Source organism: Hydrogenophaga sp., assembly GCF_041913525.1.
In the GTDB taxonomy this organism is placed as follows: domain Bacteria; phylum Pseudomonadota; class Gammaproteobacteria; order Burkholderiales; family Burkholderiaceae_C; genus Hydrogenophaga.
Map to the genome: position 1 here is coordinate 1 of NZ_JAYSFD010000007.1, position 17,773 is coordinate 17,773.

At 67.4% G+C, this 17,773-nt stretch carries 15 protein-coding genes and 1 pseudogene; 15 read left to right on the forward strand and 1 reads right to left on the reverse strand.

The features are described 5' to 3' along the window. Nucleotides 1–167, reverse strand: a pseudogene (locus ACE3RQ_RS10275) (aromatic amino acid aminotransferase); the annotation flags it as partial. A gap of 229 nt (nt 168–396) precedes the next feature. On the opposite strand from ACE3RQ_RS10275, the gene ACE3RQ_RS10280 reads away from it, so the two are divergent. The 15 genes from ACE3RQ_RS10280 to ACE3RQ_RS10350 all read left to right on the forward strand — a co-directional run bounded on the left by ACE3RQ_RS10280 (nt 397) and on the right by ACE3RQ_RS10350 (nt 17,744). Beyond that, nucleotides 397–1,035: an XrtA/PEP-CTERM system exopolysaccharide export protein gene (locus tag ACE3RQ_RS10280; RefSeq protein ID WP_374521882.1), complete on the forward strand. Its 639-nt coding sequence runs from the start codon at nt 397–399 to the stop codon at nt 1,033–1,035. Nucleotides 1,036–1,130: 95 nt separating this feature from the next. Beyond that, complete coding sequence (locus ACE3RQ_RS10285; protein WP_374521883.1) at nt 1,131–2,693, forward strand: XrtA system polysaccharide chain length determinant; 1,563 nt, start codon at nt 1,131–1,133, stop codon at nt 2,691–2,693. 5 nt (nt 2,694–2,698) lie between these two features. After that, nucleotides 2,699–3,640 (forward strand): XrtA-associated tyrosine autokinase, encoded by a 942-nt coding sequence (locus tag ACE3RQ_RS10290; protein ID WP_374521884.1) that lies wholly within the window; start codon nt 2,699–2,701, stop codon nt 3,638–3,640. A 19-nt stretch (nt 3,641–3,659) separates the two neighbouring features. Next, complete coding sequence (locus ACE3RQ_RS10295; RefSeq protein ID WP_374521885.1) at nt 3,660–5,234, forward strand: TIGR03016 family PEP-CTERM system-associated outer membrane protein; 1,575 nt, start codon at nt 3,660–3,662, stop codon at nt 5,232–5,234. 3 nt (nt 5,235–5,237) lie between these two features. Continuing rightward, nucleotides 5,238–6,374, forward strand: a complete 1,137-nt coding sequence (locus tag ACE3RQ_RS10300; RefSeq protein ID WP_374521886.1) for an XrtA/PEP-CTERM system-associated ATPase — start codon at nt 5,238–5,240, stop codon at nt 6,372–6,374. A gap of 15 nt (nt 6,375–6,389) precedes the next feature. After that, nucleotides 6,390–7,256 carry an XrtA system polysaccharide deacetylase gene (locus ACE3RQ_RS10305; protein ID WP_374521887.1) on the forward strand — a complete coding sequence of 289 codons (867 nt, stop codon included), beginning with the start codon at nt 6,390–6,392 and terminating at the stop codon, nt 7,254–7,256. Next, the gene (locus ACE3RQ_RS10310) at nt 7,249–8,301 is read left to right on the forward strand and encodes a FemAB family XrtA/PEP-CTERM system-associated protein (protein WP_374521889.1); all 1,053 of its coding nucleotides are present in this window, start codon (nt 7,249–7,251) and stop codon (nt 8,299–8,301) included. Before ACE3RQ_RS10305 ends, ACE3RQ_RS10310 begins: the two co-directional genes overlap by 8 nt. An 8-nt stretch (nt 8,302–8,309) precedes the next feature. Next, complete coding sequence (locus ACE3RQ_RS10315; RefSeq protein WP_374521890.1) at nt 8,310–9,533, forward strand: TIGR03087 family PEP-CTERM/XrtA system glycosyltransferase; 1,224 nt, start codon at nt 8,310–8,312, stop codon at nt 9,531–9,533. Continuing rightward, a complete protein-coding gene (gene xrtA / locus ACE3RQ_RS10320) occupies nt 9,526–11,100 on the forward strand; it encodes an exosortase A (protein ID WP_374521891.1) in 1,575 nt (524 codons plus the stop codon). Before ACE3RQ_RS10315 ends, xrtA begins: the two co-directional genes overlap by 8 nt. Before the next feature lie 7 nt (nt 11,101–11,107). After that, a complete protein-coding gene (locus tag ACE3RQ_RS10325; RefSeq protein ID WP_374521892.1) occupies nt 11,108–13,021 on the forward strand; it encodes an XrtA/PEP-CTERM system amidotransferase in 1,914 nt (637 codons plus the stop codon). Then, nucleotides 13,014–14,180 (forward strand): TIGR03088 family PEP-CTERM/XrtA system glycosyltransferase, encoded by a 1,167-nt coding sequence (locus tag ACE3RQ_RS10330; RefSeq protein WP_374521893.1) that lies wholly within the window; start codon nt 13,014–13,016, stop codon nt 14,178–14,180. Before ACE3RQ_RS10325 ends, ACE3RQ_RS10330 begins: the two co-directional genes overlap by 8 nt. Nucleotide 14,181: 1 nt before the next feature. Further along, nucleotides 14,182–15,348 carry a glycosyltransferase family 4 protein gene (locus tag ACE3RQ_RS10335; RefSeq protein WP_374521894.1) on the forward strand — a complete coding sequence of 389 codons (1,167 nt, stop codon included), beginning with the start codon at nt 14,182–14,184 and terminating at the stop codon, nt 15,346–15,348. 9 nt (nt 15,349–15,357) lie between these two features. Beyond that, nucleotides 15,358–16,398 (forward strand): acyltransferase family protein, encoded by a 1,041-nt coding sequence (locus ACE3RQ_RS10340; protein WP_374521895.1) that lies wholly within the window; start codon nt 15,358–15,360, stop codon nt 16,396–16,398. A gap of 15 nt (nt 16,399–16,413) precedes the next feature. Beyond that, nucleotides 16,414–17,604 carry a glycosyltransferase family 4 protein gene (locus ACE3RQ_RS10345; RefSeq protein ID WP_374521896.1) on the forward strand — a complete coding sequence of 397 codons (1,191 nt, stop codon included), beginning with the start codon at nt 16,414–16,416 and terminating at the stop codon, nt 17,602–17,604. Beyond that, on the forward strand, nt 17,604–17,744 hold the full coding sequence (locus tag ACE3RQ_RS10350) for a hypothetical protein (protein WP_374521897.1): 141 nt from the start codon (nt 17,604–17,606) through the stop codon (nt 17,742–17,744). Before ACE3RQ_RS10345 ends, ACE3RQ_RS10350 begins: the two co-directional genes overlap by 1 nt. Nucleotides 17,745–17,773: the final 29 nt, after the last annotated feature.

A 17,773-nucleotide genomic window follows, 5' to 3' on the forward strand; every position in this document is an offset into this window, starting at 1 on the left:
TTCTCGGCGGCCTGCACGCACTGCAGCAGCGGCAGCTTGCCGTTGTCGTCGAAATACACACCCACGCCGAGGTTGACCTTGTTGGGGTTGGTGTCGGCGGCAAACTGTTCGTTCAGACCCAGGATCGGGTCGCGCGGGGCCATTTCAACGGCGGTGAAGAGAGACATGGGGAATTCCTTGGGGGGTGGTGCAAAAAGCAACCGCGGATTTTAGCGCCGGGCCATCGGGCCTTCGCCAGAGGCTGGCCAGCCGGGGAGAGCCGCCGAACGCGCACGTTGGGCCGATTTGTGGGCAATCTTTCACACCCTACCGGGTAGAGCTGACATGGGGCCTGCGCTATAGTGCAACGGCATTACCCGTATCACCAAATCCGTTATTTTCAGGAGGTTGCTGCCCATGCAAAACGATACTTCGGCGTTCATCCGCACTGCTTGCCGTGCTGCCGTTTGCGCCGCCGCCGCGCTGGTGATTTCGGGTTGTGCTTCCACGGGTGGCAACCTGCCCGCGGCGCCGGCCACCGCCGCCAGCCCCGCCTACAACTACATCGTGGGCCCGGGCGACACGCTGCAGATCACCGTGTGGCGCAACCCTGAACTGTCGTCCACCGTGCCGGTGCGCCCGGACGGCAAAGTCTCCACGCCCCTGGTCGATGAGCTGGTGGCCCAGGGCAAGACCTCGCAAGAGATTGCCCGCGACGTGGAGAAGGCCCTGGCCAAGTACGTGCGCGACCCGGTGGTGACCGTCATCGTCACCAACTTCGTGGGCCCGTACAGCGAGCAGATTCGCGTGCTGGGGGCGGCGGCCAAGCCGCAGTTCCTGCCCTACAAGCAGAAGATGACCGCGATGGACGTGATGATTGCCGTGGGCGGTCTCACCGAATTCGCGGACGGCAACAAGGCCACCCTGGTGCGCTCCGCCGAAAACGGCAAGCGCTACAGCGTGCGCCTGCAAGACCTGGTCAAGCGTGGCGACATCTCGGCCAACGTCGACATGCTGCCCGGTGACGTGCTGATCATTCCCCAGGGCTGGTTCTGACCTGTTTTCCTGCGGTCCCGGTCTGGGTCTGTTGCCTTGCGCGATCGCCTGATCGCGCGGGTGTTCCCGTTCGCTGATTTCACTCACTTGCCCGCATGCACGACCTCATCACTCACATCACCACCGTCTTGAGGGGCATGTGGAAGTACCGCCGCCTGGGCGTGCTGGTGGCCTGGCTGGTGGCCGCCATCGCCACCACGGCGGTGCTGTTCCTGCCCAACCGCTACGAGGCCTCGGCGCGGGTGTACGTGGACACGCAAACCATCTTGCGCCCGTTGATGTCGGGCCTGGCGGTGCAGCCCAACGTGGAGCAGCAGGTGACCATGCTCAGCCGCACGCTGATCAGCCGGCCCACGGTGGAGAAGCTCATTCGCATGGCCGACCTGGACCTGGGGGCCCGCACGAAGGAGCAGCGCGACGAACTCATCGACAAGGTGACGCAGTCGCTGGCCATCCGATCCACTGGCCGCGACAACCTCTACACGCTTTCCTATCGTGGTGACAGCCCCGACCAGGCCCTGCGCGTGGTGCAGGCGCTGATGACCATCTTCGTGGAGTCCAGCCTGGGCGACTCCAAGTCGGATTCGGAGAGCGCTCGCCGCTTCGTGGAAGAGCAGATCAAGAACTACGAGGCCAAGCTCACCGAGGCCGAGGCCCGCCTGAAAGACTTCCGCCTGCGCAACCTGGACATGCAAAGCCAGAACGGCGGCGACATGGCCAGCCGCATGGGTGAGCTGCAGAACACCTTGAGCCAGGCCCGCCTGGAGCTGCGCGAAGCCGAGAGCGCCCGCGAAGCGGCCCGCCGCCAGCTCGATGCCGTGCGCAGCGGCCAGCGCACCAGCCCTGGCCTGGCCGGCGCCGGCTTCGCCACGCCCGAACTGGATTCGCGCCTGGAGGCCCAGAAGCGCAACCTCGACACCCTGCTGCAGCGCTACACCGAGCAACACCCCGACGTGGTGAACACCCGCAAGCTCATTGCCGAACTGGAGGCGCAGAAGGCCCGCGAGATCGCCGAGATGCAGCGCGCTGCCGCGGCCAACCCTGGCCAGCCCGTGACCGACGGTAACCCGGCGGTGATGGAGCTCTCTCGCATCTACTCGTCTGCCGAGGTGCAGGTGGCTTCGCTGCGCGCTCGCGTGGCCGAGTACGAGGCGCGCGCCGCCCGGGCCCGTGAGCAGATGAAGGCCGCCCCGCAGATGGAGGCCGAACTGGCGCAGCTCAACCGCGACTACGAGATCCACCGCAAGAACTACGAAGACCTGGTGGCGCGCCGCGAGTCCATCAACATCAGCGGCGAGCTGGGCGGTGCGTCCAGCCTGGCCGACTTCCGCGTGATCGACCCCCCCCGTGCCGAGAACAAGCCGGTGGCGCCCAACCGGGTGCTGCTGATGCCGGTGGCCCTGCTGGCCGCCTTGGGCGCAGGCCTGGGGGTGACCTTCCTGATGAGCCAGGTGCGTCCGGTGTTCTTCGATGCGCAGGCGCTGCGCTCGGCGGTTGACCTGCCCATGCTGGGCGTGGTCACGCTGGTGAAGAACGAAGAAGTGCGCCGACGCGAGGCCCGCAGCCTGCGCCGCTTCCTGCTGGCGCTGGGGGCCTTGGTGGTGGTGTTTGTGGCTGGCATGGTGGCCTTGTCCTACCTGCCTGGGCTCGGGAGATAAGCAGCATGTCCAGTCTGATCGAAAAGGCCGCGCAACGGCTTGAACAACTCCGCCAGGCGGGCGTTTCCGTGGGCGACGCGCCCGCCGCCACGCCGGCCCCGGCCGCAGAACCTGTGGCCGCTGCGCCTGTCGCGCCCGCCGCGCCCGTCAAGGCCAAGGTGGCTGTGCCCGAGCCCGAGCCCGAGCCCGTGTCTCGCGAAGTGTTTCTTGACCTGGACCGCCTGATGCAGGCCGGCTACGTCACGCCCAATGCGCCACGCAGCCCCATTGCCGACCAATACCGCGTGATCAAGCGCCCGCTGCTGGCCAACGCCACCGGCAAGGGCGCCGTGCCGGTGGTCAACGGCAACCTGATCATGGTCACCAGCGCCTTGCCCGGCGAAGGCAAGAGCTTCACCGCCGTGAATCTGGCCATGAGCCTGGCCACCGAACTGGACTACCGCGTGCTGCTGGTGGACGCCGACGTGGCCCGCCCTTCGCTGCGCCGTGTGTTTGACCTGCCCGCCGGCCCTGGCCTGATGGACGTGCTGGTGAAACCCGACGTGAAGATGTCCGACGTGCTGCTGCGCACCAACATCGACAAGCTCAGCCTGCTGCTGAGCGGTACGCCGCACGCCCGCGCCACCGAGCTGCTGGCCAGCGACGCCATGACCCGCCTGCTCGAAGAGATGGCGCAGCGTTACCCCGACCGCATCATCATTTTTGATTCGCCGCCGCTGCTGCCCACCACCGAAGCCCGGGTGCTGGCCACCCACATGGGGCAGGTGGTGGTGGTGGTGCAGGCCGAGCGCACCTTGCAGTCTGATCTGCAGCACGCCCTGGCCACCATCGAGAACTGCCCGGTGAAGCTGATGCTGCTGAACCAGGCGCGCGGCATTGGCAAAGACGTGTACGGCTATGGCTACGGCTATGGCTATAGCAAGGCAGAGGCCACGGCCGCGGCTTGACAGACCGAGGGAGCACCACTTGAGCACCACGCATCGATCTCTGCCCCGTCCCCTGGCCCCGGTGGCCCTGGCCTGCCTGGTTTTGCTGGGTGTGCTGACCGCGCCGGCCCATGCCCAGGTGGACACGCCAGACGCCACCGCCGAATCGGTGAACGCGCCCGGCCCCAAGCCCTCGGTGTGGATCGAGCCGCGCGTCTCGGCGGGCGTGACCGTGTCGAACAACGGCAACCTCTCCAACGGTGGCCGCAGCGAGCAGACGCTGGACATCAGCCCAGGTGTTCGCATGGTGGCCGACACCCCGCGCGTGCGCGGCTTTCTTGACTACAGCCTGCACAGCCTGAGCTACCTGCAAGACACCTCGGGCGACGAGCTGCGCCATGCCCTGCAGGCCCAGGCCGTGCTCAATGCCTGGGACCAGCGCGCGTTTCTGGAACTGAGCGGTGCGATTGACGACCAGGCCCGCTCGGCCCTGGGCACGCCGCTGGGCAGCAGCCTGGCCGACGTGAACCGCACCCAGACCACGCGCTTTCGGGTGTCGCCCTATTTGCGCGGTCGCCTGCCCGGCGACATCGACACCGAGCTGCGCTACGCCTGGCAGTCGGCCAACGCTGACGCAGCCGACCGCTCCGACATCACCGACCAGCAGGTTTCCCTGCGCCTGAACAGCAACATGACCGGCCAGACCCTGGGCTGGACGGCCACGCTGCTCTCGCAAGACACCGACTATTCCCTGGCCCGCCGCACCCGCTCCGACAGCGCGCAAGTGGGCCTGGTGGTGCAGCCCACACCGCAATTGCGCTTCACCGCCAGCGTGGGGCGCGAGCGAAACGACATCCTCACCCTGCAGACCGAGTCGTACAGCTACAACGGCGTGAGCGTGGACTGGCGCCCCTCGCCGCGCACGCGCGCCCTGGTGGCGGTGGACGACCGCTACTTCGGCACCGGCCACAACATCCTGCTGGAGCACCGCACCGGCCTGACCGTTTGGCGCTACACCGACACCCGAGCCGCCAACAACGACCCGCTGCAGCAAGGCACGGCCTCGCTGGGCTCGGTGTACGACCTGCTGGACAACCTGTACTCAGGCCTGGAGCCCGACCCGATCCGCCGCGCCCAACTCATCCAGGCCGAGCTGCTGCGCCTGGGCCTGCCGGCCGACGCGCAACTGCTGCAGAACTTCCTGGCCTCGTCCAACACCCTGCAGCGCCGCCAAGAACTGTCGCTGGCCCTGGTGGGCACGCGCTCGGTGCTGACCTTTGCCCTGGGCCGCAGCCGCACCGAGCGCCTGGGCACCTTCGTGGGCCTGGGGGACGACTTCGACCAGTTCACTTCCATCGCGCAGCGCTCGTGGAGCGTGCGCCTGGGCCACCGCCTCACCCAGCTCACCGCGCTCAGCGTCGGCCTCACGCGCCAAGTCAACGAAAGCAACCTGGCCGGGTTTGACACGCGCCTGACCGAAATCTCCGTGGGCCTCACCACCCGCCTGGCCGAGCGCACCAGCGGCACGCTCACGCTGCGCCGCACACGCTCTAACGGTGGCTTCGGTGCCTACAACGACACCTCGGTGGCGGGCTACGTCACGCACCGGTTCTGATTCATGTACGAAGCCTTCTTTGGGTTGAGCAGCAAACCCTTCCAGCTCAACCCCGACCCCAAGTTCTACTACAGCAGCAAGCCGCACCGGCGCGCGCGCTCGTACCTGGTGTACGGCGTGATGCGGGGCGAGGGCTTCATTGTCATCACCGGCGAGGTGGGCGCGGGCAAGACCACCATCGTGCGCGACCTGCTCGACAGCCTGGAAAACGGCTCGGTGGTGGCCGCCCACATGGTCAGCACCCAGATCGGCGCGGAAGACGCACTCAAGCTGGTGTGCGCCGCCTTTGGCGTGCCCGTGCGCGGCGGCAAGGCCGACCTGCTCATGGCGCTGGAGGCCTTCTTCATCACCCAGGTGACGCAGGGCAAGCGCTGCCTGCTCATCGTGGACGAGGCGCAGAACCTGCACCCCCAGGCCGTGGAAGAGCTGCGCATGCTCTCCAACTTCCAGTTTGGCGACCAGGCCCTGCTGCAGACCTTTCTGGTGGGGCAGCCCGAGTTCCGCGACATTCTGCAAAGCCCGCACATGCTGCAACTGCGCCAGCGGGTGACCGCGCGCTGCCACCTGGGCCCGCTGGACGAAGAAGACACCCGCGCCTACGTGGAGCACCGCCTGAAGTGCGCCGGCGCCACCGACAAGCCCACCTTTGACGCCGACGTGTTCCCCGCGCTGCACCGCTACACCGGTGGCATTCCCCGGCGCATCAACACCCTGGCCGACCGCCTGCTGCTGCAAGGCTACCTGGCGGAAACCACCCACCTCACCCTGAGCGCGCTCAATGAGGTAGAGGCCGAAATCGAAGCCGAAAACGCCGTGGTGCTGCCCGCCGCGCCGCGCGATGAGCCCAGCCGCTGGGGCGACCTGCCCAAGCCCGCCAGTGCGCCGGGCGTGGGCCTGGACACGGATGACCTTGACCTGGGCGAGCTTGGCATTGACGAGGACATGGTCAACGCCGTCAACGACCAGATCGCCCGCGCCTCGGCCGAGCAGATCAGCGCGCGCCTGCTGCGCCTGGAGCGCAGCGTGCTGCGGCAAGAGCGCATCAGCCTGGAGATTCTGGCCGCGCTCAAGAAGATCCTCGCAGCCTCGCGCAAGGGCCGGCCCAACGGCGCAGGCCATCCCGACGCCCCCAAAACCTGATGGCCCGCTGACCCCATGCTGCAAGCCACCCGCCTCATCAACGCGCTCACCATCGACGTGGAAGACTACTTCCAGGTCTCGGCCTTCGCGCCCCACATCGCCCGCACCGAGTGGGACCAGCGCGAGTGCCGCGTCGAGCGCAACATGGACCGCATCCTCGGCCTGCTGGCGCGCCACCAGACCCAGGCCACCTTCTTCACCCTGGGCTGGATCGCCGAGCGCTACCCCCAGTTGGTGCGCCGCATCGTGGAAGAGGGCCACGAACTGGCCAGCCATGGCTACGGCCACCAGCGCGCCAGCGACCTCAGCCGCGACGAGTTCCGTGACGACGTCACCCGCGCCAAGGCCCTGCTCGAAGACATTGGCGGCCAGGCCGTGTGGGGCTACCGCGCCCCCAGCTTCTCCATCGGCGACGCCAACCTCTGGGCGCTGGACGTGCTGCAAGAGGCCGGCTACCGCTACAGCTCCAGCATCTACCCGGTGCGCCACGACCACTACGGCTCGCCCGACGCGCCGCGCTTCGCGCACCAGGTGCGACCGGGCCTGATGGAAGTGCCCCCCACCACGCTGCGCCTGTTCAGCCGCAACCTGCCCTCCAGCGGTGGCGGCTACTTCCGCCTGTTCCCCTATGCCTTGTCGCGCTGGATGCTGCGCCAGGTGAACCAGCGCGATGGCGAATCGGCCATCTTCTACATGCACCCCTGGGAAATTGACCCCCAGCAGCCGCGCATTCCGGGCGTGAGCCTGAAAACCCGTTTCCGCCACTACGTGAACATTGACCGCACCGAGCAGCGCCTTGACCGCTTGCTGAGCGACTTCGCCTGGAGCCGCATGGACGAGATCTTCTTGCGCGAACGCGCGCCGGAGGTGTCCGTTGCCTGAGACCGCTGACCTCACGGTTCACCGCCTGGACGGCCGCCGCCCCGAGCAAGTGGCCGCCTGGGACGCTTTTGTCGCCCAGTGCCCCAACGCCACCTTCTTCCACCGCGCCGGCTGGGAACGCATCACCCGTGAGGTGTTCGGCCACGACACCCACTTTCTGTGGGCCGAGCAGGGCGGGGCGCTGGTGGGCGTGCTGCCGCTGGCCCACGTGAACAGCCGCCTGTTTGGCAACGCCCTCACCAGCCTGCCATTTGCCGTGTACGGCGGCGTGGCCAGCGCCAGCCCAGAGGCCGCCGCCGCCCTGGAGGCCGAGGCCGACCGCCTGGCCCAGCGCCTGGGCGTGGCCCACCTTGAGCTGCGCCACATCGAGCGCCGCCACGAAGACTGGCCCCTGCAAGACCTGTACGTCACCTTCCGCAAGCCCATCCTGCCCAAGGAAGACGACAACATGCTCGCCATTCCGCGCAAGCAGCGCGCCATGGTGCGCAAGGGCATCAAGAACGGGCTCAGCTCGCACATTGACCCCGACGTTGACCGCTTCTTCGCCCTCTACGCCGACAACGTGCACCGCCACGGCACGCCCGCGCTCTCGCGCCGCTACTTCCAGGCGCTGGCCGAGGTGTTCGGCCCCGACGTGGAAGTGCTCACCGTGTGTTCGCCCGACAGCAAACCGCTGTCCAGCGTGTTGAGCTTCTATTGGCGCGACGAGGTGCTGCCGTACTACGCCGGTGACGACTGGGCCGCCCGCGAGGCCGCCGCCAACGACTTCAAGTACTGGGAACTGATGCGCCGCGCCTACGAGCGTGGTCTGCAGGTGTTCGACTACGGCCGCAGCAAGGTGGGCACCGGCCCCTACGCCTTCAAGAAAAACTGGGGCTTCGAGCCCACGCCGCTGCACTACGAGTACCGCCTGTACCAGCGCGACTCGGTGCCACAGAACAACCCGTCCAACGCCAAGTACCGCCTCATGATCGAGGCGTGGAAGCGCCTGCCGCTGCCCGTGGCCAACTGGCTGGGCCCGCACATCGTGCGCCACCTGGGCTGAAGCACGCCATGGCCAACCTGCTGTACCTGGTGCACCGCCTGCCGTACCCGCCCAACAAGGGCGACAAGGTGCGCTCGTACCACCTGCTGCGCCACCTGCAGAAGGAACACCGTGTGTTCCTGGGCACCTTCATCGACGACCCGGCCGACGAAGAACACCTGCCCGCCCTCAAGGCCATGTGCCCCGATCTGCACGTGGCCCGCCTGCACCCCCTGTGGGCGCGCCTGCGCAGCCTGGGCGGCCTCATCCAGCACGGCCCGCTCACCTTGGCCTACTACCGCAACGCCGCCCTGCACGAGTGGGTGCGCCAGACGGCCGCCATGCACGGCATCAGCGCCAGCGTGGTGTTCTCCTCGGCCATGGTGCCCTACGCCATGCCCCTGGTGCCGCGCGTGCCCATGCTGGTCGATTTTGTGGACGTGGACTCCGCCAAATGGAGCCAGTACGCCCAGCAGCGCCGCTGGCCGCTGTCGTGGGTCTACGCCCGCGAAGGCCGCGAACTGCTGGCCTATGAGCGCATGGCCGCCCAGCGCGCGCAGCGCTCGTTTTTTGTCACGCCCCAAGAGACCGACCTGTTCCTGCGCCTGGCCCCCGAGGCCCAAGGCCGCGTGCAGGCCGTGGGCAACGGCGTGGACGCCGATTTCTTCCGCCCCCAGCCCAGCACGCCCCGGCCCTTCGCCCCGGGCGAAACCGCCGTGGTGTTCACCGGCGCCATGGACTACTGGCCCAATGTGGACGCCGTGAGCTGGTTCGTGGCCGACATGCTGCCCGCCCTGCGCCAGCGCCACCCCGGGCTGCGCTTCTACATCGTGGGCCGCAGCCCCACGCCGGCCGTGCAGGCCTTGGCGGGGGAGGGCGTGGTGGTCACCGGCACCGTGGCCGACGTGCGGCCCTACCTGCAGCACGCCAGCGCCGTGGTGGCGCCGCTGCGCGTGGCGCGCGGCATTCAAAACAAAATTCTGGAAGCCATGGCCATGGGCCGCCCGGTGGTGACCGTGCCCGCCTGCGCCGAGGTGATCGGCGCCAGCGCCGACGACGGCCTGCTGCGCGCCAGCGACCCGGCGGCCACCGTGGACGCGGTGGACCAGCTCTTGCGCGACCCCCTGGGCGCGGCCCTGCGCGGCGAAATGGCCCGCCGTTTCGTGCTGAACCACTTCAGCTGGCAGGCCCAGCTCGCCGCCATGGACGCCAGCCTCAACGCCGTGCTGCAGCCGGAGAAGCGCCATGCCTGAGTCAATGGACGCCGCCCGCTGGCGGCCTTACCTCATCGCCTGGGCGCTGCTGGTGCTGGCGGTGGGCGCGCTGTATGCCCCCACCTTGCTGGGCATGGCCGGCATCTGGGCGCGCTCGGAAACCTATGCCCACGGCTTTGTGGTGCCGCTCATCTCGGCCTGGCTGGTGTGGCGCCTGTGCGCCGAGGTGCGCGTGCTCACGCCCCGGCCAGCGCCCCTGGCCTGGCTGCTCATGGCCGGCGCCGCCGCGCTCTGGCTGGCCGGTGACCTGGTGGCCGTGAACGCCGCCACCCAGCTCGCCTTTGTGAGCCTGCTGGTGCTCACCGTGCCCGCCGTCATGGGCTGGGCCGTGGCCCGGCGCCTGATGTTCCCCTTGGGCTTTTTGTTCTTTGCCGTGCCCATTGGCGACTTCATGCTGCCCCGCCTCATGGAATGGACGGCCGACTTCACCGTGCTGGCCCTGCGCGCCAGCGGCGTGCCGGTGTACCGCGAGGGGCTGCAGTTCGTCATTCCCTCGGGCACCTGGTCGGTGGTGGAGGCCTGTAGCGGCATTCGTTACCTGATCGCCTCGGTCACCGTGGGCTGCCTGTTTGCCCACCTGAGCTACCAGGGCTGGAAGAAAAAGCTGCTGTTCGTGGGCGTGTCCATCGCCGTGCCGCTGGTGGCCAACTGGCTGCGCGCCTACATGATCGTGATGCTCGGCCACCTCTCGGGCAACGAACTCGCCACCGGCGTGGACCACCTCATCTATGGCTGGCTGTTCTTTGGTGTGGTGATCGCGCTGATGCTGTTCATCGGCGCCCGCTGGGCCGATGCCCCCGCGCCCGGCACCACCGCGCCCCGCCGCCTGACGCTGCCCCCGGCCACCACCGCCTCGCCCGCCTGGCGTGGCGCCGTGGTGGCCCTGCTCATTGCGCTGCTGCCGCATGCGGCGGTGAAGGCCATCGCCCTGAGCAACATCACCGCGCCCGTGAGCCTGGCCAGCGTGGCGCCCCAGGCGCCCTGGGCCGGCGCCGCCACCCCGCCCATCGACTGGGCCCCCGCTTTCGCCAACGCCTCGGCCCAGGTGCACCAGGGCTACACCGGCCCCGAGGGCCAGCGCGTGGGTGTGCACCTGCACTACTACCGCCAGCAAGACTACGAGCGCAAGCTGGTGAGTTCCGAGAACATGCTGGTGCGCCACAACGACGCCACCTGGGCCCGTGCCCAGGCCGGCACCGCCCAGGCCCAATGGCCCGGCGCGCAATTGCCCGTGGCCAGCGCCACGCTGCGCCGCACCAGTGGCGGCCTCACCACCTCGGGCACCGAGCGCCTGCTGGCCTGGCGCTGGTACTGGGTGGACGACCGCTTCACCGCCAGCGACGCCGCCGCCAAGCTGCTGGGCGCCTGGGGCCGCGTGCGCGGCTGGGGCGACGACGGCGCCATCGTGGTGGTCTACACCCCGCTCGATCCCCAACTCACCGAGGCCCAGGCGCAAGAGCGCGCCCAGGCCACCCTGCGCGCCTTCGTCCAGGCCAACGGCGCGGCCCTGCTAGACAGCCTGCGCCGCACGCGCGCCGGCCACTGACCCGACCATGTGCGGCATTTCCGGCCTATTCGATCCCCAAGGCACGCGCGACTTTGACCGCGCGCTGCTCTCTCGCATCAACAACATCCAGAGCCACCGCGGCCCCGACGAAGACGGCCTGCACCTCGAGCCCGGCCTGGGCCTGGGGCACCGGCGCCTGTCCGTCATTGACCTGAGCACCGGCCAGCAGCCGCTGTTCAACGAAGACGGCAGCGTGGCCATCGTCTTCAACGGCGAGATCTACAACTTCCGTGAGCTCGTGCCCGAGCTGCAGGCCCTGGGCTACCGCTTTCGCACCCGCAGCGACACCGAGGTGATCGTGCACGCCTGGCAGGCCTGGGGCGAGGCCTGCGTGCACCGCCTGCGCGGCATGTTCGCCTTCGCCCTGTGGGACCGCCGCCAGCAAACCCTGTTCCTGGCGCGCGACCGCCTGGGCGTCAAGCCCATGCACTACGCCTGGCTGCCCGATGGCAGCTTTGTGTTCGGCTCCGAGCTCAAGGTGGTCACCGCCCACCCGGCCTTCCAGCACGAGATCGACCCCCTGGCGGTGGAGGAATACTTCGCCTTCGGCTACGTGCAAGACCCGCGCTGCATCTACCAGGGCGCCCACAAACTGCCGGCCGGCCACACCCTCACGCTCAGGCGAGGGCAGGGCAATCGCCCCGAACCCAAACCCTATTGGGACCTGCACTTCACCAACGACAGCCGCCTCTCCTACGCCGATGCCCAGGCCGAACTGCTGGCGCGCGTGAAAGAAGCCGTGCGCCTGCGCCTGGTGGCCGACGTGCCCCTGGGCGCCTTTCTGTCGGGCGGGGTCGATTCCAGCGCCGTGGTCGCCACCATGGCTGGCCTGTCTGACACACCGGTGCACACCTGCGCCATCGGCTTTGACGACCCGAAATTCAACGAGTCCGACTTCGCCCGCCAGGTGGCCGAGCGTTACCACACCGACCACCGGCTGGAAATCGTCAGCGGCGGCAGCGACTTTGACCTGATCGACACCCTGGCCTGGCTTTACGACGAGCCCTACGCCGACAGCTCGGCCCTGCCCACCTACCGCGTGTGTCAGATGGCCCGCAAGCACGTGACGGTGGCGCTCTCGGGCGACGGCGGCGACGAGGCCTTCGGCGGCTACCGCCGCCACCGCCTGCACCTGGGCGAAGAGGCCGTGCGCGGTCGCCTGCCCCTGGGCCTGCGCCGCGGCCTGTTCGGCCCGCTGGGCCACTGGTACCCCAAGGCCGACTGGGCGCCGCGCCCCTTGCGCGCCAAGACCACCTTCCAGGCCCTGGCCATGGACAGCGTGCAGGCCTACTGCCACACCATGTCCAAGCTGCGCGACGACGAGCGCCGCGCCCTGTTCACGCCCGAGTTCCAGCGCAGCCTGGGCGGCTACCGCGCGCTCGACGTCTTCCGCCGCCACGCCGCCAACGCCCACACCGACGACCCGCTGGCCCTGGTGCAATACCTCGACTACAAAACCTGGCTGGTCAGCGACATCAACACCAAGGTCGACCGCGCCGGCATGGCCCATTCGCTGGAGGTGCGCGAGCCCCTCATGGACCACGAGCTGGTGCAGTGGATCGCCACCTTGCCCAGCAGCTACAAGATTCGCGGCGGCGAAGGCAAGGCCATCTTCAAACAGGCCTTCGAGCCCCTGCTGCCGCACGACGTGCTCCACCGCCCCAAGATGGGCTTCTCGGTGCCATTGGCCACCTGGCTGCGCGAACCCCTGAAAGACCGCGTGCGCCAGGCCCTGCTGGGCGAGCGCATGCGCGACAGCGGCTACTTCAACCCCAGCACCGTGCGCCGCCTGATCGACGAACACAACAGCGGCCTGCGCGACCACGCCACCGCCCTGTGGTCGCTGCTGATGTTCGAGGCGTTTTTGCGCGTAAGCGATGGGGGCGTGGCCCATGGCTGACACCCGGCGCCACGCCAGCCCCGTGAAGATCGTGCACGTGGTCTACAGCTTCGGCGTGGGCGGGCTGGAAAACGTGATCGTGCAGCTCATCAACCGCCTGCCCGCCGATCGCTTCGAGCACACCGTGCTGGCCCTCTCCACCGTGAGCGACTTTCAGCAGCGCGTGAACCGCCCCGACGTGCGCTTCATCGCCCTCAACAAACCACCCGGCCACGCCGTGGGCCTTTACCCGCGCATTTACCGCCTGCTGCGCGAGCTGCGGCCTGATGTGCTGCACACCTGCAACCTGGCCGCGCTGGAGGTGGTGCCCCTGGCCTGGCTTGCCCGCGTGCCCCTGCGCGTGCACGCCGAACACGGCTGGGACGCACACGACCCCAACGGCCGCAACCCCCGCTACCAGCGCCTGCGCCGCTTGTACAAGCCCTTCGTCAGCCAGTACGTGGCCGTCTCGCGCGACCTGGACGACTACCTCGGCCGCGCCATCGGCGTGCCCGCCACCCGCCGCAGCCTCATTGCCAACGGCGTGGACACCGACACCTTTGCCCCCGCCCACGGCGCGCGCCAGGCCGTGCCCGGCTGCCCCTTCCAGCCCGGCTGGCACTGGCTGGTGGGTACCGTGGGCCGCCTGCAGACCGTGAAAAACCAGCCCCTGCTGGCCCGCGCCTTTGTGCGCGCCCTGCGCGAGAACCCCGCCATGCGCGACACCGCGCGCCTGGTCATCGTGGGCGAAGGCCCGCTGCGCGCCGAGGTGGAACAGGTCTTGGCCGAGGCCGGCATGGCCGACCTCGCCTGGCTGCCCGGCGCCCGCCACGACGTGGCCGACGTGCTGCGCTCGCTTGACCTGTTCGTGCTGCCCTCACAAGCCGAAGGCACCTCGTGCACCCTGCAAGAGGCCATGGCCTGCGGCCTGCCCGTGGTGGCCACCGCCGTGGGCGGCACGCCCGACCTGGTGAACGAAGGCGTCACCGGCCACCTGGTGCCGCCCGACGACGAAGCCGCCCTGGCCCAGGCCCTGGCCCAAGCCTTCGACCAGCCCGACGTGGTGGCCCGCCAAGGCCTGGCCGCCCGTGACCAAGCCGTGCAGCGCTTCGGCATGCGCGGCATGCTGAGACAGTACCAACAACTCTTCGACCCGTTCGCAGACCCCATCAACGCCTGACATGCGCATCCTCTACCACCACCGAACGGCCTCCAAAGACGGGCAGGCCGTGCACATCGAAGAAATGATCGACGCCATGCGCGCGCTCGGTCATGAGGTGCGCGTGGTGGCCCCCCTGGCCGACCAGGGCGAAGGCCAGATGGGCGGCGGCGTGGGCTGGGTGCACCGCCTCAAAGCCATGCTGCCCAAGGCCGTGTACGAGCTTATGGAACTGGCCTACAGCCTGGTGGCCTACCGCAAGCTCATGGCCGCCGCCCGCGAGTTCCAGCCCGACGCCATCTACGAGCGCTACAACCTTTTCCTGCTGGCCGGCCTCATGGCCAAGCGCCGCCTGGGCCTGCCCCTGCTGCTGGAGGTGAACGCCCCGCTCGTGTTTGAGCGCTCGCAGCACAGCGGCGGCCTGGCCCTCAAGGCCCTGGCCCGCTGGGCCGAAGGCAAAGCCTGGCGCGGGGCCGACGCCGTGCTGCCCGTCACCGCCGTGCTGGCCGAGCACGTGCGCGCCTACGGCGTGCCCGCCGAGCGCATCCACGTCATCCCCAACGGCATCAACCGCGCCCACTTCGCCCACGCCCCCAGCCCCACTGAGGCCAAGGCCCGCCTGGGCCTGCAGGGCAGGGTGGTGCTGGGCTTCACCGGCTTCGTGCGCGACTGGCACGGCGTGGACCGCATCGTCAACTGGATGGCCAGCCCCGGCGCCCCCGCCAACACCCACCTGCTCGTGGTGGGCGACGGCCCCGTGCGCGCCGAACTGGAAGCCCAGGCCCGCCGCCTGGGCCTGGCCGAGCGCGTCACCTTCACCGGCGTCATCCACCGCGACCAGGTGCCCGCCCACGTGGCCGCCTTCGACGTGGCCCTGCAACCCGCCGTCACCCCCTACGCCTCGCCCCTGAAGCTCATGGAATACCTGGTGCTGGGCAAGGCCGTCATCGCCCCGGCCACGCCCAACCTGCAAGAAGTGCTCACCGACAACGTGAACGCCCTGCTGTTCAACGAAACCGAGGCCGGCGCGCTGGAGCGCACCCTGGGCCGCCTGTGCCACGACACCGCCTTGCGCGAGCGTCTGGCCCAAGGCGCGGCCGACACCATCGACCGGCTGGAACTCACCTGGTTGGGCAACGCCAGGCGGGTTATCAATCTGGCCTCAGGCCCACACTATAAAAACTTCTAAAGAATTCTTATGGTCAAGCAGCCTAGATCCGAATTTCAGCAGCACATTCATGTGTTTCGTGCTATAGCAATAATTCTTATAGTATGTGCACATTCTATTCCCTCGCTGGATTGGGCCCAAAATCCTTTTTGGGCTCGATTCTTTGATGGCTTAGCCAACGAAGCGTCAATCTTCTTCTTTTTTATTGCAGGCTACCTTTTTCAGCATCTGAGTAAGAATTTCTCCTATCGGGCTTACTTGATCCAAAAGATAAAAACCGTCATCGTTCCTTATTTATTTGTTTCGCTTCCGGCTTTGTATCTGTTTACGATGGTGGTGGAACGGGAAGGTATGTGGATTTGGTTCTACGAAATTCCTGTTTGGCAGCAGGTTGCTTTGTTTTTGTTGACGGGTAAGCACCTTGCGCCACTATGGTTTGTACCAACCATCACCTTGATTTATTTGCTGGCTCCTGTATTTATATATGCAGATCGCAAAGTGCCTAAGCTGTATTGGATTATTTTGCCACTTTGGATTCTGGCGATGTACACCGGGCGCAACGGTCCGATCGGGCCGCTTGAAAAAGCTGTTTATTTGTTGCCGGTTTATTTGTTGGGAATGCTCGTGTCAAGCTATCGATTGCAAGCGCAGTGTTTAATTAAAAGATATTGGGTCGTGCTGTTAGCTGTTTCTTTGGCGGGCTTTGCGGGGTTTGTGCTGAACTTGAGCGAGCCGCCGTATTACCTCATGATGATGAAGGCCCCTTTGGCTCTTTTGTTGACTGTCATTCTCTTTCGTATATATCCGATATTTGGGCGTCGATTGGACTATATCGCAGAGGTCAGCTTCGGTATCTTTTTCATTCATGCCTATTTCATCTCCTTTTTTAAGTCTGTTGCGACATATTGGATGCGCGGAAGCCATTATTCTGGGGTAGACGCATTTCTTCTTCCGGGCTCTTGGCTCACGTTGCTGATTTACACGCTGACGGTGCTCGGCGCTTCGCTACTTTCAATCTGGATTTGTCAGCGAGTTCTCGGCAAAAGAAGCCGATATTTTGTTGGTGCATAAGGCTCCTTAGAGCATATGAAGGTCTTGCTGTTCTCCAGCCTCTACCCCAGCGCGGTGCGGCCCATCCACGGCATCTTCGTGGAGACGCGCCTGCGCGAGCTGCTGAAAACCGGCCAGGTGCAGGCCAAGGTGGTCGCGCCCGTGCCCTGGTTCCCCTTCAAGGCCAAGCGCTTCGGCGAGTACGCCCAGTTCGCCGCCACGCCGCGCTTTGAGACGCGCAATGGCGTGGAGGTGCACCACCCGCGCTACCTGCTGCTGCCCAAGGTGGGCATGAACCTGGCCCCCTACGCCATGGCCCTGGGCGCGCTGCGCACCGTGCGCCGCCTGCAGCGCGAAGGCTTTGACCCCGACCTCATCGACGCCCACTACTACTACCCCGACGGCGTGGCCGCCGGCCTGTTGGCCAAGTGGCTGGGCAAGCCCTTCGTGGTCACCGCCCGCGGCACCGACCTGAACCTGATTCCCCAATACCCCCTGCCGCGCAAGCTCATTCTGGAAACCGCCGCGCAGGCCAGCGCCTCCATTGGCGTGTGCCAGGCCCTGATGGACACCCTGGGCGAGCTGGGCGCTGAGCGCAGCAAGCTGCACACCCTGCGCAACGGCGTGGACCTGGAGCGCTTCGTGCCCGAAGACCGCGCCCAGGCCCGCCAGCGCCTGGGCCTGCCGGTGGACAGGCGCTACCTGCTCTCGGTGGGCCATCTGGTGGAACGCAAAGGCCACCACATCGCCATCGAGGCCTTGTCTCACCTGCCCGGGGTGACGCTGCTCATCGCTGGCGGTGGCCCGGAAGAGGGCGCCCTGAAAGCCCTGGCTAAGCGCCTGGGCGTGGCCGATCGCGTGCGCTGGGTGGGCGTGGTGCCCCAGACCGATCTGAAGTGGTGGTACAGCGCGGCCGACGTGCTGGCCCTGTGCAGCAGCCGAGAAGGCTGGGCCAATGTGCTGCTGGAGGCCATGGCCTGTGGCACGCCAGTGCTGGCCACCAACATCTGGGGCACACCCGAAGTGGTGAGCACCCCCGCCGCCGGCCTGCTGCTGGCCCGCCGCGACGCCCCCGCCCTGGCCGCCGCCTGGGTGCACCTGCACACCCAGCTGCCCAACCGGGAAGACACCCGCGCCCACGCCGAGACCTTCTCGTGGGACGCCACCACGCAAGGGCAGCTGAGCTTGTTCGCTGAGGTGATGGGTCAAGCAAAAGGAGCTGCCTGATGGAAGCCTTGATTCTGGTGGCCGACATGGCGGTCATGACCTACCTCTGCTGGCGCGTGTTCAAAGCAGGCTCGGGCAATAGCAAGCCTGATGACCTAGGCATGCTTTCTTATCGGGACGACAAAGATGGTCGTTCGTAAAGGGCACTCGCCTTCAGGTGTCGGAGTGA